Source organism: Tardiphaga sp. 841_E9_N1_2 (genome assembly GCF_051811065.1).
Taxonomy (GTDB): domain Bacteria; phylum Pseudomonadota; class Alphaproteobacteria; order Rhizobiales; family Xanthobacteraceae; genus Tardiphaga; species Tardiphaga robiniae.
In genome coordinates, this window is the sequence record NZ_JBPWQC010000001.1 from 4214606 (window position 1) to 4238016 (window position 23411).

17 protein-coding genes are annotated in these 23411 nt (G+C 61.6%); 12 read left to right on the plus strand and 5 right to left on the minus strand.

Going from position 1 to position 23411, the window contains the following annotated elements; genetic code table 11:
• Nucleotides 1-39: 39 nt before the first annotated feature.
• From rpsT to gyrB, 7 genes are all read left to right on the plus strand, one after another.
• Nucleotides 40-306, plus strand: a complete 267-nt coding sequence (gene rpsT, locus AB8A50_RS20255; RefSeq protein WP_068729934.1) for a 30S ribosomal protein S20 — start codon at nt 40-42, stop codon at nt 304-306.
• Nucleotides 307-1530: 1224 nt separating this feature from the next.
• Nucleotides 1531-2964, plus strand: coding sequence for a chromosomal replication initiator protein DnaA (gene dnaA / locus AB8A50_RS20260; RefSeq protein WP_309941879.1), 1434 nt, complete (start codon nt 1531-1533; stop codon nt 2962-2964).
• Between the two features lie 243 nt (nt 2965-3207).
• Complete coding sequence (dnaN, locus tag AB8A50_RS20265) at nt 3208-4326, plus strand: DNA polymerase III subunit beta (protein WP_089263411.1); 1119 nt, start codon at nt 3208-3210, stop codon at nt 4324-4326.
• 205 nt (nt 4327-4531) lie between these two features.
• Nucleotides 4532-5680, plus strand: coding sequence for a DNA replication/repair protein RecF (recF, locus tag AB8A50_RS20270; protein ID WP_439078723.1), 1149 nt, complete (start codon nt 4532-4534; stop codon nt 5678-5680).
• A 160-nt stretch (nt 5681-5840) separates the two neighbouring features.
• Nucleotides 5841-7958, plus strand: coding sequence for a hypothetical protein (locus tag AB8A50_RS20275; protein ID WP_439078724.1), 2118 nt, complete (start codon nt 5841-5843; stop codon nt 7956-7958).
• A gap of 158 nt (nt 7959-8116) precedes the next feature.
• Nucleotides 8117-9211, plus strand: a complete 1095-nt coding sequence (locus AB8A50_RS20280) for an FUSC family protein (protein WP_439078725.1) — start codon at nt 8117-8119, stop codon at nt 9209-9211.
• A gap of 226 nt (nt 9212-9437) precedes the next feature.
• Nucleotides 9438-11879 (plus strand): DNA topoisomerase (ATP-hydrolyzing) subunit B, encoded by a 2442-nt coding sequence (gene gyrB / locus AB8A50_RS20285; RefSeq protein WP_439078726.1) that lies wholly within the window; start codon nt 9438-9440, stop codon nt 11877-11879.
• A gap of 66 nt (nt 11880-11945) precedes the next feature.
• Here gyrB and AB8A50_RS20290 read toward each other — a convergent pair whose 3' ends face one another.
• The 4 genes from AB8A50_RS20290 to AB8A50_RS20305 form a co-directional block, all read right to left on the minus strand.
• A complete protein-coding gene (locus AB8A50_RS20290; protein ID WP_439078727.1) occupies nt 11946-13175 on the minus strand; it encodes an ABC transporter substrate-binding protein in 1230 nt (409 codons plus the stop codon).
• A gap of 76 nt (nt 13176-13251) precedes the next feature.
• Nucleotides 13252-14010: an enoyl-CoA hydratase/isomerase family protein gene (locus tag AB8A50_RS20295; RefSeq protein ID WP_439078728.1), complete on the minus strand. Its 759-nt coding sequence runs from the start codon at nt 14008-14010 to the stop codon at nt 13252-13254.
• Nucleotides 14010-15248: a CaiB/BaiF CoA transferase family protein gene (locus tag AB8A50_RS20300; protein ID WP_439078729.1), complete on the minus strand. Its 1239-nt coding sequence runs from the start codon at nt 15246-15248 to the stop codon at nt 14010-14012. The genes AB8A50_RS20295 and AB8A50_RS20300 overlap by 1 nt, the downstream gene beginning before the upstream one ends.
• Nucleotides 15249-15412: 164 nt before the next feature.
• Nucleotides 15413-16723: a hydroxymethylglutaryl-CoA reductase, degradative gene (locus tag AB8A50_RS20305; RefSeq protein WP_439078730.1), complete on the minus strand. Its 1311-nt coding sequence runs from the start codon at nt 16721-16723 to the stop codon at nt 15413-15415.
• A 273-nt stretch (nt 16724-16996) separates the two neighbouring features.
• Here AB8A50_RS20305 and AB8A50_RS20310 point away from each other — a divergent pair, with 273 nt between their 5' ends.
• Nucleotides 16997-18391 carry a PLP-dependent aminotransferase family protein gene (locus AB8A50_RS20310; RefSeq protein WP_439078731.1) on the plus strand — a complete coding sequence of 465 codons (1395 nt, stop codon included), beginning with the start codon at nt 16997-16999 and terminating at the stop codon, nt 18389-18391.
• Nucleotides 18392-18405: 14 nt separating this feature from the next.
• On the opposite strand, the gene AB8A50_RS20315 is transcribed toward AB8A50_RS20310, so the two are convergent.
• A complete protein-coding gene (locus tag AB8A50_RS20315) occupies nt 18406-19107 on the minus strand; it encodes a GntR family transcriptional regulator (RefSeq protein ID WP_093757697.1) in 702 nt (233 codons plus the stop codon).
• Between the two features lie 165 nt (nt 19108-19272).
• Here AB8A50_RS20315 and AB8A50_RS20320 point away from each other — a divergent pair, with 165 nt between their 5' ends.
• From AB8A50_RS20320 to AB8A50_RS20335, 4 genes are read left to right on the plus strand one after another with little or no spacing between them, the layout of a single operon-like run.
• Nucleotides 19273-20127, plus strand: coding sequence for an ABC transporter ATP-binding protein (locus tag AB8A50_RS20320; protein ID WP_210185312.1), 855 nt, complete (start codon nt 19273-19275; stop codon nt 20125-20127).
• A gap of 3 nt (nt 20128-20130) precedes the next feature.
• Nucleotides 20131-20904: an ABC transporter permease gene (locus AB8A50_RS20325; RefSeq protein ID WP_068729960.1), complete on the plus strand. Its 774-nt coding sequence runs from the start codon at nt 20131-20133 to the stop codon at nt 20902-20904.
• Between the two features lie 27 nt (nt 20905-20931).
• Complete coding sequence (locus tag AB8A50_RS20330) at nt 20932-21957, plus strand: ABC transporter substrate-binding protein (protein WP_439078732.1); 1026 nt, start codon at nt 20932-20934, stop codon at nt 21955-21957.
• A gap of 13 nt (nt 21958-21970) precedes the next feature.
• Nucleotides 21971-23410: an amidohydrolase family protein gene (locus AB8A50_RS20335; protein ID WP_439078733.1), complete on the plus strand. Its 1440-nt coding sequence runs from the start codon at nt 21971-21973 to the stop codon at nt 23408-23410.
• Nucleotide 23411 lies beyond the last annotated feature (1 nt).

Genomic DNA, 23411 nt, shown 5'->3' on the forward strand with positions numbered 1-23411 from the left:
CGGCGCCCGAGACGGGACGCTGCTGAAGGATAGTGAGATATGGCCAATACGACCTCCGCCAAGAAGGCGACGCGCAAGATTGCCCGCCGCACCATCGTCAACAAATCCCGCCGCACCCAGATGCGCGGTGCAGTCCGCACCGTCGAGGCGGCGATCAAGAGCGGCGACCGCGAAGCGGCGCTGAAGGCGATGAAGCTCGCCGAGCCCGAACTGATGAAGGCTGCTCAGCGCAACCTCGTTCACAAGAATCTCGCAAGCCGCAAGGTCTCGCGTCTCGTCCATCAGATCGCGAAGCTCGCGCAGTAATCTGACGACAACATTCTTTCCAAAAAGCCCGGCTTCACGCCGGGCTTTTTTATGCCGCAATGCGTTCGCGCTATCGCGTCACAAATTCTGATGAAGCGCAAAGACCGCCGCGCGCTTGCGCGATGCGCGTCTCGTCATGTCTCTTCAACGGCACAGCCGGAACGCACAACGCATCACACCGAGTGCCAATCCGCGTTATCGCTTGCGTCAGCGTGATTCTGAAAAAGCAACAGCGCCACGCCGCCAGCGCGAGTCCGATGTCTAGGGTTACCCTGACTCAACGCACAGAAAAAAACGCGCGGCTCTAATCACTTATCGGCATAGCGAAGCGGACCAGTTTGAAAACGCGGACTCCGCCCCTTCATTCGTAAATGAATTATGAATTTCTTTTTTCGCTGGATCGAATCTGCAACGGCACTGTCACATTACGATTCAGCGCGTTGATTCAAAACCTTGACGCATCGTCAAAAAAATCACGACGTGTTCCGGGCTGCGCAAGTGAGGCTTTTGCGGGGCACCTGAAAAATGATTCCGTTGCGAGAAACCGGGCGTGCTGTATTTCTTTAATCACTCGCGGCGCCCGCGGTTCTTCAGATCAGAGCGATTTAAGAACCAGGACGGACCTTAGGATCAGCGACGGTCTTCAGGTTAGCGACACCTTCCAAGCTTTGATCGGATCGCAGCCCATAGCAATATGGGAAGGGTTGTTCTGTGTCGAAATTTCTCGGGTATCCATTCGGATGCTTTGAAAAGAAATGCGCACCGGCCAATCGCAACCAGCAAAGCTGACGGTGCGGAAGTAAGCGGGCAGGCGAGCGGGCAAGACGACGATACGGGAATACGACTGAACGAGTTTCGATGTTCAGCGTTGCGGACTGACTTTGAACCACATGTGAACTGACATCTTGCCGCGAGCGACCGCGGTGAGCGGGGGAGGCTTTATGCGCAAATCGACCACGACAGCATTCCAGCGACCGCGATCTGCGTCTCGTTCAGATACGGCGACCCACACCTCCGCCCACGTTCCCGACAGACCCTCCAGTACGCGCTGACCTCGCGACGAGGTCCTCTTCGACATCACTGATCTGACCTCGGCCGGATGGCCGTTGGCGGAGCTGTGCCCGAAGACGACGCGTCACACGAGGTCGCACCGCGTCTCCATACGCGGACATTCATCGGCAGCGTTGTGCCGGACACTCACTCTATCTGAAAAGTTCTCTGACAATGGCTAATATGGAACAGGATCACTGGTCTCGTGTGAAAGGTCGGCTGCGGTCGACGGTTGGCGAAGACGTTTACTCCAGCTGGTTCGCGCGGATGGATCTCGAAAGCGTGCAGGACGACAGCGTCCATCTTTCGGTACCCACCCGATTCCTGAAGAGCTGGATCCAGGCCCACTATGCCGAGCGCGTGCTGAACGCCTGGCAGGCCGAGATGCCGCAGGTTCACCGCGTCGACCTCACCGTGCGCTCCGCAATGCGCAACGTGGCGCCCGCCAACAAGGAAGCCGCAGCGCCGACCGAAGCGCGCCGCACCGAGACGTTCAACAACCGTCCCGCGCCCGAACTCCGCGCCACGGCCACCGCGCCGGTGTCCGCAAGCCATGAAGCACTCGGCGGCTCGCCGCTCGATCCGCGCCTGACTTTTGCGAGCTTCGTGCTCGGCCGCGCCAACACGCTGGCCCATGCTGCAGCGCGTCAGGTCGCCGAAGGTCGCCGCGGCGATCCGGTGATGTTCAACCCGCTTTACATCCATGCCGGCGTCGGCCTCGGCAAAACCCATCTGTTGCAGGCAGTGACCTGGGCTGGCAATTCCGGCCCCGACCGCAAGGTGCTGTATCTCACCGCCGAGAAGTTCATGTACGGCTTCGTCGCTGCGCTGAAGACGCAAACGGCGCTCGCCTTCAAGGAAGCGCTACGCGGCATCGACGTGCTGGTGATCGACGACATGCAGTTCCTGCAGGGCAAGACCACGCAGGCCGAATTCTGTCACACACTGAATGCGCTGATCGATGCCGGCCGCCAGGTGGTGATCGCCGCTGATCGTCCGCCGTCGGATCTGGAAAGCCTCGACGAACGCGTGCGTTCGCGCCTCGCCGGCGGTCTCGTCGTCGAAATGAGCTCGCTCGGCGAAGAGCTACGCCTGGGCATCCTGAAATCGCGCGTTGCCGCCGCACGTGCACATCACGCCTCGTTCGAGGTGCCGGAGCCGGTGCTGGACTATCTGGCCCGCACCATCACCCATAACGGCCGCGACCTCGAAGGCGCAATCAACCGCCTGCTGGCGCATTCGAAGCTGAACGCCACGCCGGTCACGCTGGAAATGGCCGAGCGCGAAGTGCGCGACCTGATCCGCCCGCAGGAGCCGAAGCGCATCAAGATCGAGGACATCCAGCGTGTCGTCGCGCGTCAATACAATGTCAGCCGGTCCGACCTCCTGTCGTCGCGCCGCACCGCCAATGTCGTGCGCCCCCGTCAGGTTGCGATGTATCTGGCCAAGACCCTGACGCTGCGCTCGCTGCCGGAAATCGGCCGCCGCTTCGGTGGCCGCGATCACACCACGGTTCTGCATGCCGTGCGCAAGATCGAGGCGCTGGTCGGCAAGGACGTGGCCCTGCAGGATGAGGTCGAGACGCTGAAGCGCCAACTACAGGAGTAAAAGCGTCCCCGCCCCGACGCGCCAAAGCGTGCACCGGGGCAGGACGAGGGTGTTAACCGTCAAAACATTGGGGGCCGGAAGCGCATCTCTCTTGCGCTTCCCGGCCATCCACGCCACCTTGCGGTCCCCCGCGGGATTGAGCAAAATCCACTTGATCGAGCTTGCGGGTGTCATCGCCGCGGCGCCCATTCGGGCCGCCAGGCATTTCCACACGACACCGGATTGAATCGGGCGGGTTTTGTTATGAAGGTCACCGTCGAACGCGCGCAACTCCTGAAGTCGCTGAGCCACGTGCATCGCGTGGTCGAGCGCCGCAACACGATTCCGATCCTGGGAAATGTGCTGATCCGCGCCGAAAATGCCCGGCTGTCGCTAAAGGCCACCGACCTCGACCTTGAAGTCACGGAAACCCTGGCCGCCGAAGTGGGCACCGCCGGTTCCACCACCGTGCCCGCGCATATGTTTTACGACATCGTCCGCAAACTGCCGGACGGCTCCCAGATCGTGCTCGAAGCCGATGGCGACCGCTCGGTGATGGCGATCCGCGCCGGCCGTTCGCGCTTCACGCTGCAGACGCTGCCGGAGAACGATTTCCCGGATCTCGCCGCCGGCGAAATGACGCACTCGTTTGCGCTGCCCGCATCCGACGTCAAGCGCCTGATCGACCGCACGCAGTTTGCGATCTCCACCGAAGAGACCCGCTATTATCTCAACGGCATCTATCTCCACGCCGCCGGCACCGCGACCGCGGCGACCCTGCGTGCCGTCGCCACCGACGGTCATCGTCTGGCGCAGATCGACCTCAAGCTGCCCAAGGGCGCCGACGGCATGCCGGGCGTCATTGTGCCGCGCAAGACGGTCGGTGAAGTGCAGCGCCTGATCGAGGATCTGGAAGCCGAGATCACCATCGAGCTGTCGCAGGGCAAGATCCGCTTCACGCTTGGCAATGTGGTTCTGACCTCGAAACTGATCGACGGCACCTTCCCCGACTATGGCCGCGTGATCCCGCAGAACAACGACAAGGAACTGGTGATCGACAAGAAGGATTTCGAGAACGCAGTCGACCGCGTCTCGACGATCTCCAGCGAACGCGGCCGCGCCGTGAAACTCGCGCTGTCCGCGGGCAAGCTGGTGCTGTCCGTGACCAATCCGGACTCGGGCAGTGCGACCGAAGAGCTTGAGGTCGAATACGCCTCCGACGCGCTCGATATCGGCTTCAACTCGCGCTATCTGCTCGACATCGCTGCCCAGATCGAAGGCGAAGTCGCCGTGCTGCGCCTCGCCGATCCCGGTTCGCCGACGCTGGTACAGGACAAGGACGCCAAGGGCGCCCTCTATGTGCTGATGCCGATGCGGGTGTGAGTCCTTCAGGTGTCGTCCCCGCGAAAGCGGGGACCCATAGCCTTCGAAGAACTAGTTGCAGCCAGGTAGCCACGACTCTGCCGTTTTATGCCGGCCGTGGTTATGGATCCCCGCCCCGCATGCGCCTTCGGCGCACTAGGCGAGGATGACAACGGAGATTGACGCAGCGCGTCGCGACGACTTTAGCTGAGTCCCATATTCACCAATGACCGCCTCCCGCATCCATCGCCTGTCGCTCACCAATTTCCGCAGCTATCGCGCGGCGTCGCTGGAGACGTCGGCGGACATGGTCGCCCTCGTCGGCCCGAACGGCGCCGGCAAAACAAATTGCATCGAAGCGATCTCGTTTCTGTCGCCCGGCCGCGGCCTGCGCCGCGCGACGCTCGAAGACGTTGCGAATAACGAAGGCGACGGTTCCTGGGCAGTCTCGGCGACAGTCGAGGGTGAGGTTGGTCTCGCCACACTCGGCACCGGCATCGATGCCCCCGCGGCAGAAGGTGCGTCCACCAGCCGTCGCTGTCGTATCGACCGGGAGCCTGTCGGTTCTGCCGCGGCATTCGGCGATCACCTGCGCATGGTGTGGCTGACGCCAGCCATGGACCAGTTGTTCATGGGCGCCGCCTCCGAACGCCGGCGCTTCTTCGACCGCCTCGTGCTGGCCATCGACAAGGATCACTCCGGTCGCGTCTCCGCACTCGAGCGTAGCCTGCGTTCGCGTAACCGCTTGCTCGAAGACCGGAACAACGACGCCCACTGGCTCGATGCCATCGAGCGCGAGACCGCCGAACTTGCGGTCGCCGTCGCCGCGACGCGCGGCCAGACCGCGATGCGGCTCGCAGAGATGCTGCGCGTGCGCGGCGAAGCCTCGGCCTTTCCATCCGCACTCATCATGCTCGATGGCTGGATGGAGAATGCGCTGGTCAATGAACCGGCCACAGCGGTCGAAGATCGCTATCGCCAGATCTTGCGCGATGGCCGACCGCGTGATGCCGCCGCCGGCCGCACGCTCGACGGCCCGCATCTCACCGATCTGCAGGTGATCTATGCGCCGAAAAACATGCCGGCGCGCGATGCCTCCACCGGCGAACAGAAGGCCCTGTTGATCGGGCTCATCCTCGCCCACGCCACCCTGGTCGCGGAGATGACCGGTATCACGCCGCTCCTGTTACTTGACGAAGTCGTCGCCCATCTCGACCCTGATCGGCGCAAGTCGCTGTTCGGCGAACTCTCGAAATTGGGCGCCCAGGTTTGGATGACCGGCGCCGATCCTGTTGCTTTCGCAGATATCGGCCCATCCGGCGGGATTTTCGATGTCGCCAATGGGCATATCGCGCGGCGCCAGCCGGCCGGTTGAACCAAAGCAACACCTCCTACAACTCACTCTAAGTGCCCCGCGCAAATAATGTCGCTGCCCTTGTGGGCAGCGCTTTTGCATGCACGCAAGCAAACGCCGGAGGCTTTCAGTGATATTTTCAAGCAAGCGCGGGATACAGCTCCCGGCCAGACACTGCCTGTTGGCCCTGCTCGTCAGCACCGCCATCGCCGGCGGCTCGCTGGCCTGCCGTGCGGAAGACGGCCTGGTGGATGTGAGATCGCTGCCGCATATCGAAGGCGCGATGGCCCGGCCTGAAGCCACCAAATACCCCAATCTCAGCGCCAGCTATTTCGGCGCAGGCAACGTCGCGGACACCATTGCCAACACCGGAAAATTACTCGCAGCCGATGGCTGGATCGCCTACACGCCGCCACTCGAGGGATCAGATCGCAGTCGCTGGTACAAGAAGGGTGCGCAGGGTGTGTCGGCCTCTTTTATGAGCGACGGCAGTAGAACCGATCGGTCGGGCGTCAGCTACAGCTCGCAGCGCCTGGAAGTGAACCTGCCTTTCCCCGATCGCGCGACCGATATCGTCTATGACGAACGGCGGCCGTATCTTGGATGCACAACGGCTGAAACCGTTGATGCGACGCTCGCCTTCTTTCAGAAAGAACTCGCTACATTGGGTTGGTCGCCGCTGTCCGCGGGCGCAGCCGAGGCGCGTTGGCCGGATGCGAAGATCGACGAGACGATCGCGAATGGCGTGCGCGTCTATTTTTCTCGTGACGGCAACACGCGGCAATTGCCGGTGATGCTGACCTTGCAGCGGAGCACCGATAACAAGACCAGCGTCGAAATTCGCGTTGCGCCCTTCGCGCTTCCGCAAGACCTCGCAGCGGGCCCTGAATCCGCAGGCCTGCCGCGACCGGAACGCACTAAATCCGCAGGAACCACGGGCAGCGCGGATTCCATCAAGCGTGAAGCGCATGCGCTGATCCCGGCTGAACTTGGCCCGGTGCTAGCCTTCTATCGCCGCGAACTCGGCAAGAAGGGCTGGGTCGAACAGAGCAAGGACACCGTCGTCACCGCCGATCGCGCCTCGCTCGCATTCACATCGCCGGAAGAGACGGCAACGATGCAGATCGGTCGCAAATACGATCTGACCACCGTGCAGATCGACGTACAGGTTCTGCCATCGGTGATCACTGCGCGCGCCAAGGCCAAGAAGGAAGCAGACGACCGCTTTATCAAGGATGCACTCGCGTTCGGGCAAGCGGCTATTGCCGAAGCGGACGCGAAGCGCGCAGCGGCACAAGCCGCGCGTGGGCCGGAAACTGCGTTGCGCGCGATGGACGGTTCGAGCACACCGATTCCCGTCCCCGACACCGCCAGCGAGATCGACTTCGACGGCGCCGATGGCAGGCTCGCATTCACCAGCTCATCAAGCGTCAGCGCGCTGGCGGATTTTTACCGCAGCGGAATGAAGGCGCTCGGCTGGAAGAGCACGCCGTCAGTCATCAACAATCCCAATATGGTGGTGTTGAATTTCAGCAAGACCAAGCAGAGCATCTCAATGACGGCGATGCAGATGGGCCCGAAGGTCAATGTCACGGCGACAGGCTCGGGCCTGAAGGGCGTGCCAGTCGCGGCCGTTGCCAACACCACCACCACGGGCAACGCCGAGAGCGCCGAACAGGTTCTCGAGTCCGATGGCGACACCGATTATCCCACGCCGAAGCAGCGGACGTTGCGATCGCTGGGTACTTCAGGGCTGCCAGGCGGCGCGCCGTTCAGACATGAGTTGAGTGCATCTGTGCCTGCGGGACTGGACTCGGTTCTGGCGTTCTACCGACGCGAACTCACGCAGCGACAGTGGCAGGAAGACACGAAGAGCGCTGTCATCAAGCCGGACAGCGCCACGCTCGCCTTCAAGGCCCCCGATGGGCCGGCCATGCTGAAGCTGGAACGCCGCAACGACGAGACCACGGTCAGTCTGGTGGTGCGCCATCCCGCAGAAGCGACGAAGGCGGGTATCCTGCCTGCACTGGGCAAGGTTCGGCTGCTGTTCGGCAATATGGGTGACGCGGAAGTGTCGGTCAGCGTCAATAACAAGACGATCAAGGTCGCGCCCGGCGTGGGCGGACCGCAAAACCCGAACGGGCCGACGATGGAACTGCCGCCCGGCGCCTACAAGGTCACGATCAAGGCCGCGGGCAAGCCCGCGCATGACAGTACGATCAAAGTGGCGGCCAACGACAGCTGGGGCCTGATGGTTGGCCCTGACGGTCGGGATATCCTCCCGCTGCAGCTCTACTAAGGACAAAACGTGCAAGCGCGCCAGCGCGCGCGTCCGCCACTGCATTGGGCCATGAGAAATCGTCTGTTGTAGACCACGTTCGACAGCATAAATATCTGGCCATGCTGGTATTTTTGGCCATTCATCTGTCGCGGATCGCACGCGCGTTCGGAACCGAAATGCGTTCGCTTCCGATTCCCGGACCGCGCATGATCGATGAGGCCGAATGCATCTGTTCGGTGCTGCTGGCGATCGTCTTGTCGCACGCCATCGGCGCGGAGAATGTCGGCTGGGCCGCGTTCTCCGGATACATGGTAATGCGCTCGCATGTCGCCGAAAGTTTTACGCGCGGCATCCTCCGCGTGATTGGGACGCTTGCTGGCGCAGGACTCGCGCTTGCCGCTGCGCCTTTGCTGCTGCGCCAGCCGGTGCTGCTGAGTCTCGGTCTTCTGATCGGTGGCAGCATCACCCTTTATTTCGCCATCGTCGGCCGCCGCGCCTACGCTTGGCTGTTCACCGGCCTCACTTTCCTGATGGTGCTGATCGAAGGCATGGAGCATGCGCGCGAGCCGATCCTGCGATTTGCCTCGACGCGCGTGCTCGAAGTGCTGGCCGGTACCACCGCCTGCGTCATCGTCAGTGCGATCTCGACCTGGACAGTGCGGCGCGCGCTACCGAATCCGGACAACAATCTGCGTGCCAAGCCGGTCGACCAGCCGACGCGACAATGGCACGCCACGGCAGCGCGTCACGCTCTGGTCGGCGGCATTGCATTGGCACTGATCCCGTGGGCCTGGCAGTGGCTCGGCATCCCGTCGCTCAGCCAATCCAGCATCACAATCTTCGCGGTCATGCTGGTGCCCGCCGCCTCGCTGGCGGAGGGCATGCTTAGCCCGGTTTCCTCGCGCATGATGAACCGGCTGGTCGGCTGTCTCGCGGGCGGTCTGCTGGCCAGCGCAATCCTGCTGGTCAGCCAACATTCGCCCGTCGTGATGACCATCGGACTCGCGCTCGGCGTCATGATCGGCCGTCACATCGAAAATGGCCCGCCCTCCATGAGTTATGCGGGCCTGCAATTCACTTTGGCCTTCCTCGTGGTGCTGGTGCCTGACAACTACGCCAATGCCGCCCTGGAGCCCGGCTATGACCGCCTGTTTGGCATTCTGTTCGGGATGGTGTTGCTGGAGCCGGTCGTGCTGGCCGCGCATTTGATCGCCCGGCGCGGCCTGAAGGGGACCCCCGCCAAACCGGCTGCGGGATTGGCCGAAAAATAGCCTCTCGGATGCACGCAAGCCGGGCATTTCGACGCCCGGAACAGGCGCGAAATCAGGCTACGAAAACGGCCTCAAATCGGCTTGAAATGACGCCAAAAAAACCTATTTATTCAATAGCTTGCTGCGCGTTACTTTGCGCTAGGCGCAATGCGCCTTTCGTGGCACAAATAGAGCGATTCAGACGCCGTTTTCCGCGCTGATTCGGCACACCTTCGAAGGCCCTTACATGACTGAACCAGCCCGGCAACCCATCGCCGACACTGAGCATGCCATTCCCATCGAATACGGTGCGGAATCGATCCGGGTCCTGAAGGGACTCGACGCCGTCCGCAAGCGCCCGGGCATGTATATAGGCGACACGGACGACGGTTCCGGCCTGCATCACATGGTCTATGAAGTCGTCGATAACGCGATCGACGAAGCGCTTGCGGGTCACGCCAGCGCCGTCGAAGTTATTCTGAACGCCGATGGCTCGGTGACGGTGCGCGACGACGGTCGCGGCATTCCCGTGGACATTCACAAGGGCGAAGGCATTTCGGCAGCCGAGGTCATCATGACCCAGCTCCATGCCGGCGGAAAATTCGACCAGAATTCCTACAAGGTGTCCGGCGGTCTGCACGGCGTCGGCGTCTCCGTCGTCAACGCGCTGTCGAGCAAGCTGATCCTGCGCGTCTGGCGCAACGACCAAGAGCACCGCATCGAATTCGCCCATGGCGACGCTGTGGCACCACTCTCGGTGGTCGGCGATGCCAATGGCAGGCGCGGCACCGAAGTGACGTTCTATGCCTCGGCGGAAACCTTCACGACACTCGAATACGATTTCGCGACACTCGAACATCGTCTGCGCGAGCTCGCCTTCCTGAATTCCGGCGTCAACATCAGATTGTCGGATCTGCGTCATCCGGTCGAGAAGACCGAGAACATGATGTATGAGGGCGGCGTCGAGGAATTCGTCAAATATCTCGACCGCAACAAGAAGGCGATGGTGCCGACGCCGATCGTAATGCGCGCCGAACAGAGCGGCATCAGTGTCGAAGTCGCGATGTGGTGGAACGACAGCTACCACGAGAACGTGCTGTGTTTTACCAACAACATCCCGCAGCGCGACGGCGGCACCCATCTGGCCGGTTTCCGTGGCGCGCTGACGCGTCAGGTCAACGGCTATGCCGAAGTTGTCGCCAAGAAGGAAAAGATCGCCCTGACCGGCGACGATTGCCGCGAAGGTCTCACTGCCGTGCTGTCGGTGAAAGTGCCCGATCCGAAATTTTCATCGCAGACCAAGGACAAGCTGGTGTCCTCGGAAGTGCGTCCAGTGGTCGAGAACGTTCTCAACGAAGCCCTCGCCTCGTGGTTCGAGGAACATCCGACCGAAGCCAAGATCATCGTCAGCAAGGTGATCGAGGCCGGCGCCGCCCGCGAAGCCGCCCGCAAGGCCCGCGAACTGACCCGGCGCAAGGGCGCGCTGGATATCGCCTCCCTGCCCGGCAAGCTCGCCGACTGCCAGGAGCGCGATCCCGCCAAGTCCGAACTGTTCATCGTCGAGGGTGACTCGGCAGGCGGCTCCGCGAAACAGGGCCGCAACCGCGAATTCCAGGCCGTGCTGCCGCTGCGCGGCAAGATCCTCAATGTCGAGCGCGCGCGCTTCGACAAGATGCTCGGTTCCGAACAGATCGGCACGCTGATCACGGCGCTCGGCACCGGCATCGGCCGCGACGACTTCGACCTGTCGAAACTGCGTTATCACAAGATCATCCTGATGACGGACGCCGACGTCGATGGCGCGCATATCCGCACCCTGCTGCTGACGTTCTTCTTCCGCCAGATGCCGACGCTGATCGAAGGCGGCTATCTCTACATCGCGCAGCCGCCGCTCTACAAAGTGACGCGCGGCAAGTCCGAGCAGTACCTCAAGGACGAACGGGCGCTGGAAGACTACCTGATCGAGACGGGTCTCGACGATTGCATCTTCAAGCTCGCCTCGGGCGAGGATCGCACGGGCCGAGATCTGCTGGCGCTGGTGGAAGACGCCCGCGTCATCCGCTCGACGCTGAACAACCTGCACTCGCGCTATAATCGCAAGGTCGTCGAGCAAGCTGCAATCGCTGGCGTGCTCAATCCGAGGGTCACCGCTGATCTCGCCACCGCCAATGCCGCCGCCGACTACATCGCCAAGCGGCTGGATGCGCTGGCCGACGAAGTCGAGCGCGGCTGGATTGGTGAATTCCGCGAAGGCCAGGGCTTCTTTTTTGAACGCACGATTCGCGGTGTGAAGGACGTCTCCTTCATCGATGACGCCCTGCTCGGCTCCGCCGATGCGCGCAAGCTCGACGAATATGCCGGCAGCCTGCAGGAGGCCTATCCGAAATCCGGTGTCCTGCGCCGCAAGGACATCGAATTCCCGATTCACGGCCCCGTCTCGCTGTTCGAGGCCGTCACCGACGCCGGCCGCAAGGGCGTGGCCCTGCAGCGCTACAAAGGTCTGGGCGAGATGAACCCCGGCCAGCTCTGGGAAACCACGCTCGACACCAATGAGCGTTCGCTGCTGCAAGTCCGGGTCAAGGAAGTCGATGAGGCCGACGACATCTTCACCAAACTGATGGGCGATGTGGTCGAACCGCGCCGCGAATTCATCCAGGACAATTCGCTCAGCGCGAATGTGGACGTGTAAGCGTATCGCACCCTAGAGATAAAACTGAAAAGGCCCGCCATTCTGGCGGGCCTTTTTGCGTTTATCCTACTTCTTCACCAGCGGGCAGCGCGACTGCGCCAACGGCTGAAACGCCTGATCGGCGGGTACCGTGGCGAGCAGTTTGTAATAATCCCATGGTGCCTTGGATTCATTCGGCTTCTTCACCTCAAACAGATACATGTCGTGGACCATACGACCATCTTCGCGGATCTTGCCGTTCTTGTAGAACACGTCATCGACGGGCAGTTCACGCATCTTCTTCATCACCTCTTCGGTGCTGTCGGTGCCGGCGGCCTGCACGGCTTTCAGATAATGCAGTACCGATGAATATGTGCCGGTCTGAAGCATGTTCGGCATGGCGTTCACCTTCCCGTAGAAGCGCTTCGACCACTTCCGCGTCTCGTCGTTCATGTCCCAATACGACGCCTCGGTGATCGTCAGCCCCTGGGCCTCCTTCAGCCCGAGACCGTGAACGTCGTTGATAAATCCGGCCAGTGCCGAGAGCTTCTGGCCGCCTGCTGTCAAACCGAACTCTGCCGCCTGCTTGATCGAATTAATGGTGTCGCCGCCGGCATTGGCGAGAGCCACAACCTTGGCCTTGGACGACTGTGCCTGCAGTAGGACGGAGGCGAAGTCCGCGGTCCCGACCGGGTGTTTCGTCGCACCGGCGACCTTGCCGCCCGAAGCCTTGACGACGTCGCCTGTGTCCTTCTCGAGGCCTTGACCGAACGCATAGTCCGCCGTCACGAAATACCAGGTATCGAAACCCTGGCTGACAAGCGCCTTGCCAGTGCTGTTCGCGATCGCGAATGTGTCATAGGCCCAATGAACCACATAGGGTCCACACACCTCGTTCGTGATCCGGGTCGATCCCGGCGAGCTCAGCGTGATGATCTTCTTCTTCTCCTTGGCGATTTCAAGGACGGCCAAAGCAGGCGACGACGACGCAACGTCGAGAATGGCATCGACCTTGTCGGTATCGAACCATTTGCGCGCGGCCGTGGCGGCAATATCGGGCTTGTTCTGGTGATCTGCGAATACGACTTCGATCGGCATGCCGAGGACCTTGCCGCCGAAATCCTCCACCGCCATCTGCGCCGCAGTCACGGCACCCTTGCCGGTAATGTCGGCATAGACGCCCGACATATCCTCGATCACGCCGACACGGACGACGCCATCCGAGACCTGTGCGTTCTGCGCCAAAGCAGAGACCGTGCAAAGAAAAACGCTGGCAATCGCAGTCGTAAAGCACACACCCAGTTCAGATCGTCTCATATCCTCCACCCCTTTTACGTTTTTGATTTTTTAATACGCCTGCGACGCGCGATCTCTCCAGGGACCTATCGCATCGTCACTTCTCATTTCCTCTGTTCGCAAACGCAGCCAGGCCACGCTTGGCATCCGCACTCGTGAAGGTGCGCTGACCGAGCGCGGCCTCCACGCGAAATGCTTCTGCGAGCGGCAGGTCCTGAAGCGTCAGCGCCGCTTCCTTGATGGTCTGGACGGCGATCGGACTCAGTGCCGCGATCTTGGCTGCCATCTCATAGGCCAGTGGTTCGACTTGATCGGAATCGACAACCCGGTTGACGACGCCTTTGGCAAGCATGTCATCCGCGGAAAAGCGCTCCGCCGTCAGCATGATCTCCATGGCATGCGCGTAGCCGATCTGCCGGACCAGGCGCACGAGCGTGCCTCCCGCCGGTACGAAACCGTGCTTCGGTTCGGGCAGTTGAAAGACACCGTCGCGCGCCGCGATCCGGATGTCCGTCGCCAGCATGATCTCGAACCCGCCGCCCATGCACATGCCGCGAATGGCGCTGATGACCGGCTTATAGAATCCGGGAAACTTGATGTGGGCCGGGTCCCAGGCAGAGATGTCGATCGTGTCCGCCGCAAGTGCAGGAATAGACTCCCGGAGGTCAGCACCGACGCAGAAGGCGCGATCGCCCGCGCCGGTCAGCACCACGGCCCGGATCTCATCGTCATCCTTGATGGCGTGGAATGCGCGGCCGAGGTCGTCATACATGGCGAGCGTCAGCGCATTCATCTTGTCCGGCCGGTTGATCCGTACCGTTGCGACGTGACTGTCCTTGGTGAAATCAATCGCCATCAGATCGCTCCCGACGCCTTGAGACGCGCCAGTTCGGCCGCCGTGACATCCGCCAACCGGGAGAGAACCTCTGCATTGTCCTCGCCAGGCAGCGGCGCTTTTTCGAACGACATCTGTCCCGCACCGGATAGCTTGATCGGCAGACCGAACATGCCGATCAGCTTTCCGGCGATCGGAACGTCGACGATCATGTTACGCGCAGCGATGTGCGGGTCTTCCACCACTTCGGCGATGGTCTTGATGGCGCTAAGCGGGATCTTGTCGCCCGCCATCTCCTCGAGTTCGGCCTTGGTGTAGTTCGCGAACCAGCGTTCCAGCAGCGGCTTGACCTTGGTCTCTGCCACGGCGTGATCGAACCGCTTCTCCATCGTATCGATGGCAGGATCTTTGGCCTGTTCCGGCTCGCCGAACAGCGCGCAGGTAATCGCCCAGAACTTGTCGGTGTAGCCGCCGAAGAAAACGTAGCCGTCCTTGCAGGGAAACTGGCCATAGGGTCGAACGAACGGATGATCGTTGCCCAGTGGCGAGGCGACCTCTTTCTGTGCGGTGTAACGGACCACGGCGTTCTCGGTCAGAGTCAGCACGGAGTCTTGCTGAGATACATCGACCACCTGACCGAGGCCGGTCTTCTCCGCCTCTCGCAATGCTGCGAGCGTTCCGATAGCCGCATAGAGGGAAGCGGCGAGGTCCCCGATGATCGTGCCGACGCGAACGGGCGGCATGTCGGCATAGCCATTCATCGACCACAGCCCGCCGGCCGCCTGCCCCGTATTGTCATAGGCCGGCTTGGATGAATTTGGACCTGTGCGACCGAAGCCACTGATAGCGGTATAGACGAGCCTGGGATTGAGTTCGCGCAGCACCTCGTAGCTGAGGCCAAGCTTGTCCATGGTGCCGGGACGGAAGTTCTCGACGAGGATGTCGGCCTTCTGCACCAGCTTCTTCAGCAGGGCCTTGCCATCATCAGATTTCAGATTGAGCGTAATGCCCCTCTTGTTGCGGTTGAACTGTGTGAAGAAGGCGCTGAGTTGCTCATCGTCGTTGCCGACGAAGGGTGGAAAGGTCCGCGCATAATCCGGCTCTCCGGGATGCTCCACCTTGATCACGGTGGCACCCAGGTCTGCGAACAACATCGAGCAGAATGGACCTGCGACAACACGCGTGATGTCAAGCACCGTCACGCCCTTGAGAGGACCGTTGCGCTCCTTGAGCCCATCTATCTTTTCTGCAGTGTTCACATCATCCTCCCAGTCCATACGAATATCCGCCGACAACATCGGCACGCGTGGTTTTCGTACAAGAGCATGAGTATCGAAGATACATTTTCATACCCGCCGGCCGTGCAGGTGTGACGCCTGCACGAAATTGCGTTGCACAAGTGGCGTTAGAACGCCTCCACTTTTTACGAACGCAGCTTCTCGATAACTTCCTTGGCGCGATCAACACGCACGTCGTGATTGGCGGCGAGCGCGGCGGCGACCTTTTCGATCTCGTCGCCGGTGGCACCGGCGACGATGGCAATGTTGCGCGCATGCAGTGCCATGTGCCCCTTCTGGATGCCTTCGGTGGCCAGCGCACGAAGCGCGCCCATGTTCTGCGCCAGACCGACGGCAACGGCGACTTCCGCCAGCTCCTGCGCACTCTGCACGCCAAGTATCTTCAGGGCCGCTCGCGCAGCGGGATGGGTCTTGGTGGCACCGCCGACGAGGCCGAGCGCCATCGGCATCTCAATGGTGCCGACGAGATTGCCCTTGCCATCGATTTCCCAATTGGTGAGCGAGGTGTAGCGGCCGGAGCGCGAGGCCCAGACATGGGCGCCGGCCTCGATGGCGCGCCAGTCATTGCCGGTGGCGACCACGACGGGATCGATACCGTTCATGATGCCCTTGTTGTGGGTCGCAGCGCGGTAGGGATCGACGATCGCAAACGCACAGGCTTCGACGATGCCGCGGGCGATCCGCTCGCCATTATATTCCTCGGTCTTCAACGCCTCCGGCGTCACTGACGCCATTGCGCGGGCGATGCGCAGATCGGCATAGTTCGACAGGATGCGCAGACGCACGGTTCCGCCTGTGATCTTCTCGATCAGCGGCGCGACCGTCTCCGCCATCGTGTTGACGGTGTTGGCGCCCATGGCATCGCGCACGTCGACGATGAGATGCACGGCCATCATCGGCCCTACCGATGTGTTTTCGAACACATGCACCTCGACGTCGCGGCAGCCGCCGCCGAGCGAGATCAGCACCTTGTCTTTGGTATTGGCCGCCTCAAGGATGGCATCGCGCTCGCGTAGCACGCGCGCACGGGCGCCGTGCAAGTCGGTCACGCCTAACACCTGCACCTGCGCACGCATGATCGGCGCGGAGCTTGAGGTCTGGAAACCGCCGCATTTGCGAACGATGCGCGCCATATAGGACGCCGCGGCCACCACCGACGGCTCCTCGACCGCCATCGGAATCAGGTAGTCACGGCCGTTCACGGTGAAATTGGTGGCGATACCGACCGGCAGTTCGAACGTGCCGATGACATTCTCGATCATGCCATTGGCGAGTTCGAGCGGCAGCGCACCGGGGCCAAAGGCCGCGCGCTCGGTGTCACCGAGTGAGGTCGCGTCGATCACACGGCCCAGCCTTTCGGCAGGCGCGAGATTGCGCAGATTTTCCAAACGCGAATTGATCTTTCCGGGCTGTTCGCCCGACTTTGAACCGGCCATTGCGGCGCCTCCCATACAGGGTCTTCTGTTGGCGGCACGTTAGGCATCCGCGGATGACGTTCGAAAGAGACAGTTCTGAAATATTGTCCTAGACTGTACCCATGGCGATATGACCTCTCTATTCGCGGATGCAGCATTCTTCCGTGCAAATGGAGTGCAGACCAGGTCCATCTGCGCGAAGACATGAGACTGGACGATTGAATTCAATCTTGTCGCTCTTGGAGAAAGGTACGGTTCCGATGGACCGTCCAGCATTGCACCTGGAGGCATTGCTTGACCGCTTCTCGTGAGCCGTCCGACCGCAGCACAACGCTGGCCGAGACTTTGGCCGGCCGGTTGCGTGTGCAAATCCTCTCCGGCGCATTGCCGGAAGGCAACCGCCTGCCCTCGATCAGAAAAGCCGCCGGGGAATTTGGCGTGTCGAAGAACACCGTGGTCGAAGCCTATGACCGACTGGTGCTTGGCAATCTCGTCGCAGCAAAGGCAGGCTCCGGTTTCGTGGTCATCTATCGCGGCGATGATGGCGGGCGACCGAAACACGTGAGCGAAGCCGTCGACATCGCATCGCTGCTAAGTGCCCAGCTCTCGCAGAATTTCGAGATCCGCGTCGGCGACGGACGGCCGCCGGCGTCGTGGACGGAGCAATCGGAGATCAAGCGCCATCTGAGCGGGACCGGACGGATCCTGCCGGCCGCCGCTGACGCCTATGGCTCCGCGCTCGGCTTCCTGCCGCTCCGACAACAGATCGCATTGCGGTTGCAAGCGCAGCAAATCGCGGTGAAGGAAGACGGACTCCTACTCACATTCGGAGCCAATCATGCGCTCGACCTGATCATCCGCGCGATGCTGTCGCCTGGCGATACGGTGCTGGTGGACGAGCCCGGCTATTATCCTCTGTTCGCAAAGCTCACGTTGGCGCAGGTTCGCATCGTCGGCGTTCGCCGCTTGGTGGATGGGCCGGATGTTCACGACCTCGCCGCAAAGATCCAGTCGGAGCGGCCGAAGCTGTTTTTCACGCAGTCGCTCGGCCACAATCCGACTGGAGGATCGATCACGCTGCCCGTGGCGCATGCGGTGCTTCAGACGGCGATGCGATCGAACCTCGTGATCGTCGAGGACGACCCGTTTGCCGATCTGCCGATGGGGGTGAACAGCCGGCTGGCGACGCTGGATCAGTTGAACAATGTGATCTCGATCGGGACCTTTTCGAAGACGCTGTCGGCAAGCCTGCGATCGGGCTTCATCGCAACCCGCAGCGACCGCATCGCGACGCTGGCCGAATTGAAGATGCTTACCACCGTCAACAGTTCAGGACATGTGGAGCGGCTGCTGCACCGGCTGCTCGCGGACGGCCACTATGAACGGCACCTGAAGCGGCTGGGACAGCGGAGTGAAGCCGCCATGGGCCAGGTGCGCGCCAATCTCGTGCGCGGCGGACATCAGGTCTATGCCGACGCACGCACGGGCTATTACCTGTATCTGCTGCTGCCGGACGGAATCGACGACATGGCGCTGGCGCGCGAAGGCGCGAAGGACAGCATCTTCATCGCGTCGGGAAGCCTGTTCTGTCTCGACAAGAACAGCCCGCTAGCGCGCGCGATCAGGATTAATGTGTCACGGGCGGACAATCCGAAATTCTACGAATTTCTGCTGCGCCGGCTGCAATAGACGCCGCGACGCCTTCAGGTCGCTTCCTCGGTATAGGGGGCCAGTACGTCGAGCAGATCCCGACCCCGCGCCGGGGTCGGCTCCACCAGCGCGCGGTTGGCGACCGAGTCCAGATGCGAATGCATCAGCGACATCGCCTTGTTGGCATCGCCCTCCTGCAGCGCTTCGATGATCGCTATGTGCTCGCTGATGCCGCATTCCGATGAATGCGGGCGACTGAACAGCGACAGTGTCAGACAGCAGCGATAGGCGATCTCGCTGACATAGCGGACCAGCACCGGGCTGTTGGTCATCGACGCCAGCATGATGTGAAATTCAGTCGCCAGGCGAATGGACACGGCGTTCGGCCCGTCATGCGCCTCGCGCTCCGCCTCGACATGCGCCTTGAGGCGCGCGATCTGGCTGCTGCTGAGCTTGCCGGCGATCTTTCGGACGATCAGCCGTTCAAGATCCATCCGGATGTCAAAGATGTCGCGCGCATCCTGCCAGCTCGGCGTCACCACCACCGCGATGCGATTCCGGCGAAGCTCCACAAGCCCCTCGGACGCCAGTTGCCCGAGTGCATAGCGCGCGATGGTGCGGCTAACGCCAAAGCGCTCACCCAAGGAGTCCTCGGGAAGCTTGGCGCCGGGTTCCAGAGCCTGCTCGATGATCGCCCGCCGCAGCGCGCGGCAGATCATCCCAACCTTGTCTTTTGAATTCGGCGCTTCTGGCATTCAGATCGAACCTGTCGCGATTTGGGCATTCTCGGCCGTGCCCGAAGTGCATGCAATCGAGGAGAGTGACTGCCCAATAATTCCTCAGGGAATGGCGAGCGAACGTAAAATGACAACGTTTCGCTCCGGACTCAAGTGGCACCCCAATTGCATGCACTTATCGCCATGACAAGTATGCAAGAAAATGGGCCCACCGAGGGCCAACGCAGACCGACCGCCGTTGAACTGTCAGCGACCTCGGTAACGTTCGGCCGCGGCCCGACCGCCACGCCGGCGCTTGCGGAGACGAACCTTATCATCCCCGACGGCGAATTCCTTGCCCTTGTCGGCCCCTCCGGCTGCGGAAAGTCGACGATCCTCAAGCTCGTCAGCAATCTGCTCCGCCCCACCACCGGCGTCGTCATCGTCGGCGGGCGTGAGGTCGCCGCCAAGGCGTTGCGGATTGGGATGGCGTTCCAGAACCCGACCATGCTGCCCTGGCTGACCATTGAGCGGAACATCATGCTTCCGCTCAAGATCGTGGAGCCGTTCCGGTCCGAGTATCGGCAGAAGCGCAAAGGCGAATTTCGCGACAAGGCCCATGCATTGCTAGCCCAGGTCGGCCTCAAGGATTTCGGCAACAAATATCCTTGGCAGTTGTCCGGCGGCATGCTGCAGCGGGCCAATCTCTGCCGCGCGTTAATTCACGAGCCGCGCATGTTGCTGCTCGACGAGCCGTTCGGCGCACTCGACCAATTCACCAAGGAAGAACTCTGGTCAATCCTGCAGAGCCTCTGGCTGCAACACAAACCGACGGTGCTGCTGGTCACGCATGACCTCCGCGAAGCCGGCTTCCTGGCCAGCCGCATCTGCGTGATGAGCGCACGACCAGGCCGCATCCTCGACGACAGCCCGGTGGACTTCCCGCGCCCGCGCACCATCCCCATGACTTTCGAGCCTGATTTCGTCGCGCTCAACCAGCGCCTGCGGGAACTCATCGTCAATGCCCGGAGCAACGCTCCCGAAGCGCAGGAGGCATAGGTCATGAGTGTAGGCCTGCGTCAAAAACTCTGGTCGTTCGGACTGATCGTCATCTTCTTCGTCGGATGGCAGTTATTTTGCGCCATGTCGGGCGTGTCGGATCTGGTTCTTCCGCGTCCGACGGAAATCATTGCGACGCTGATTGCGCGCTTCCCGATCCTGTGGCCGCATATTCTGCAGACCCTCGGCACGACCATGGCCGGCTTCGTCCTTGGCGTCGGCCTCGGCGTAGTGCTAGGCGCGGTCATCGGCGTCTCGAAAGTCGCCTATGACACCGCCTATCCGCTGTTGGTCGGCTTCTCGTCGATTCCGAAGGTCGCCGTCGTGCCGATCTTCGTTCTGTGGTTCGGCTCCGGCTCGGTACCGGCGATCCTCACCGCGCTGTCGATCTGCTTCTTCCCCATCGTCGTCAATATCGCGACCGGTCTCGCCACCACCGAGCCCGAGTTGGAAGACGTGCTGAAGGCGCTTGGCGCCAGCAAGATGGACATTCTCTGGAATGTCGGCCTGCCGCGCACCATGCCGTTCTTCTTTGCCTCGCTGAAAGTCGCGGTCAGCTACGCCTTTGTCGGTGCCGTTCTGGCCGAGACCGTCGCGTCGAATCGCGGCATCGGCAATGTGATGATGAGCGCATCGTCGAACTTCAACGTCCCGCTGGTGTTCGCCTGCCTGTTCATTCTCGCGATCCTTGGCGTGGCGCTCTACGTCATTTTCTCTCTGATCGAGGCGCGTGTGACCGGCTGGGCCACGCGCAAGAACGATCTTGTTGCGACCTAATCCACCCACATCAACCAGGAGAATGTCATGTTGAAGAGATTGACCGCCCTCGCAGTCGGCAGCGTCCTGCTCACAGGCTCCGCCTTCGCTCAAGAGACGACCATTAAGTTCACGCTGGGCTGGAAAACCCAGGGCAGTGACGCGGCGTTCTTCTATGCCAAGGACAAAGGCTACTTCAAGGAAGAGGGCCTGAACGTCGTCATCGATCAGGGCGAGGGTTCGGGCGCGACGGTGACCCGCATCATGTCCGGCGCCTGGGATGCCGGCTTCGGCGACGTCAATGCTATCATCCAGAACTCATCGACGCGCCCTGCGGACGCGCCGATCATGGTTTATATGATGTGGAACCAGCCTCCCTTCTCGATCGTCACCAAGAACACCAGCGGCATCAAAACGATCAAGGATTTCGAAGGCCACACGCTCGGCGGCGCACAGGGCACGCCGACGACGCGTCTGTTACCTGTCTTCATCCAGAAGAACGGCCTCGCGGCCGACAAGATCAAGGTCACCAATATGGCTCCCAATCTGCAGGAGCCGATGCTGATCAAGGGCGATATCGACGCCGCGCTGGTGTTCAACATCACCAGCTACTTCAACCTCGTCCTGAACCGTCAGGATCCCGAAAAGGACTACAAGTGGTTCTCGTTCGGTGAGTTCGGCCTCGACCTGTATTCCAACGGCGTGATGGTGTCGCAGAAGTTGCTGGCCTCGAACCCCAAGGCCGTTGCCGGTCTGGTCCGCGCGATCAACAAGGCTAACATCGCCGTCGCCAAGGATCAGAATGCCGGCATGGCTTCGGTCGTCGCCTTCGACAACCTCGTTGATGTCCCCGTCGAGAAGCGCCGGCTGCAATATTCTTTCGACAAGCTGATGGTCTCCCCCGAGATGAAGGAAATCGGCGTCGGCGACATCAAGGATGACCGCATGACCCGTGCCATCGGCATGGTCGTCGAAGGTTACGACTTGAAGCGCACCCCGACCCCGAAGGAAGTATTCTCGCGCGAATTCCTGCCGGCGCGCGGGGATCGCGAATTGGTCTATACGGCGAACTAAGGCTTGCACGCGGATGAACGGGATCCTGTCTGCGACGAATATTTTCACCGGCGCAGATCGAGGCCTCGTGCCTCAGGCCAGCATCCAGCATGCGGATGGTCTGATCACGAGCGTCTCGGCCGGCGCGCATATTTCGCCGCAGACAAACCACCTGATCATCCCCGCACTGGTCAACGCCCACGACCACGCACGTCCATCGATGACATCCTTCGGCGCATCCGATATGCCGCTGGAATCATGGATCGCACGGTCAGCCTTCGGCACGCCGCCCGATCCCTATCTCGTCGCCGCCGTCTCGCTCGCCCGTTCAGCGCGTGCAGGCTGCGGCGGCGCGATGATTCATTACACCCGCCCAAGCGGCAAGATGCCGATTCTCGATGAATCGATTGCGATCGCGAAGGCCGCCAGCGATGTCGGCATCCGGCTGGCCTTTGCATTGGCCGTCCGCGACCAGAATCCGATCGTCTATGGCGACAGCGCCGACGTGCTTGCCGCATTGCCCGAAGACGACCGCAGCACGATCCAGGACATGTTCATTCGTTCGAGCCCGACACCATCAGAATATCTTGACCGTGTGGAGGCCATTGATGCCGCCATCGCCAGTCCGATGACCGATGTGCAATTCGGCCCGGCCGGCGTCCAGTGGTGCTCGCCTGCTTTGCTCGAAGCCATCGCCGAGCGCTCCGCTGCCACCGGCCGGCGCGTGCACATGCATCTTCTTGAGACCATCTATCAGCGGCAATGGGCCGATCGCGCCTTTCCGGGCGGCGTTGTGCGCTATCTGAAAGATATCGGCCTGCTATCGAACCGGCTGACGCTGGCCCATTGCATCCATGCCCGGCCGGACGAACTCGATATGATCGCCGAGTCTGGCGCGACCATCGTGACGAATTTCAGCTCCAATCTTCATCTGCATTCAGGCCTCGCTCCGATTGCCGATGCGCATCGCCGCGGCTGCCCCATTGCCGTGGGCATCGATGGCGTCGCGCTCGACGAAGACGACGACGCGATCCGCGAAATGCGCCTCGTGCAGATGGCGCATGACGGCCTCGGCTTCAACCGCACATGGAGCCGTGCGGAGTTTCTCACGCTCGCCGTCTGCAACGGCCGGAAGTCGATCGGCGCACCGGGCTCGGGCATGCTCGCCGCCGGAGAAGCCGCTGATTTCATTGTTCTCGATATCGGCCAACTCGACCGCGATGCCATCATGCCGGTCGATCCGATCGACATGCTGTTTGCCCGCGGCAACAGCAGCTGCGTTCGCGATGTCGTGGTCGACGGGCGCACCATCAGCCGCGATGGCAAGCCGACCGGCGTCGACCTGGAGGTCATGGAGACCGAGTTGCGCGGGCTCTATCGCAAGAGCGTGCCCCAGTTCAAGGCGTTCGAACGCGCCTGGGCACCGTTCGAAAGCGCCGTGTCGCACTGGTTCCGGCAACAGGGGTGTTGCTAGC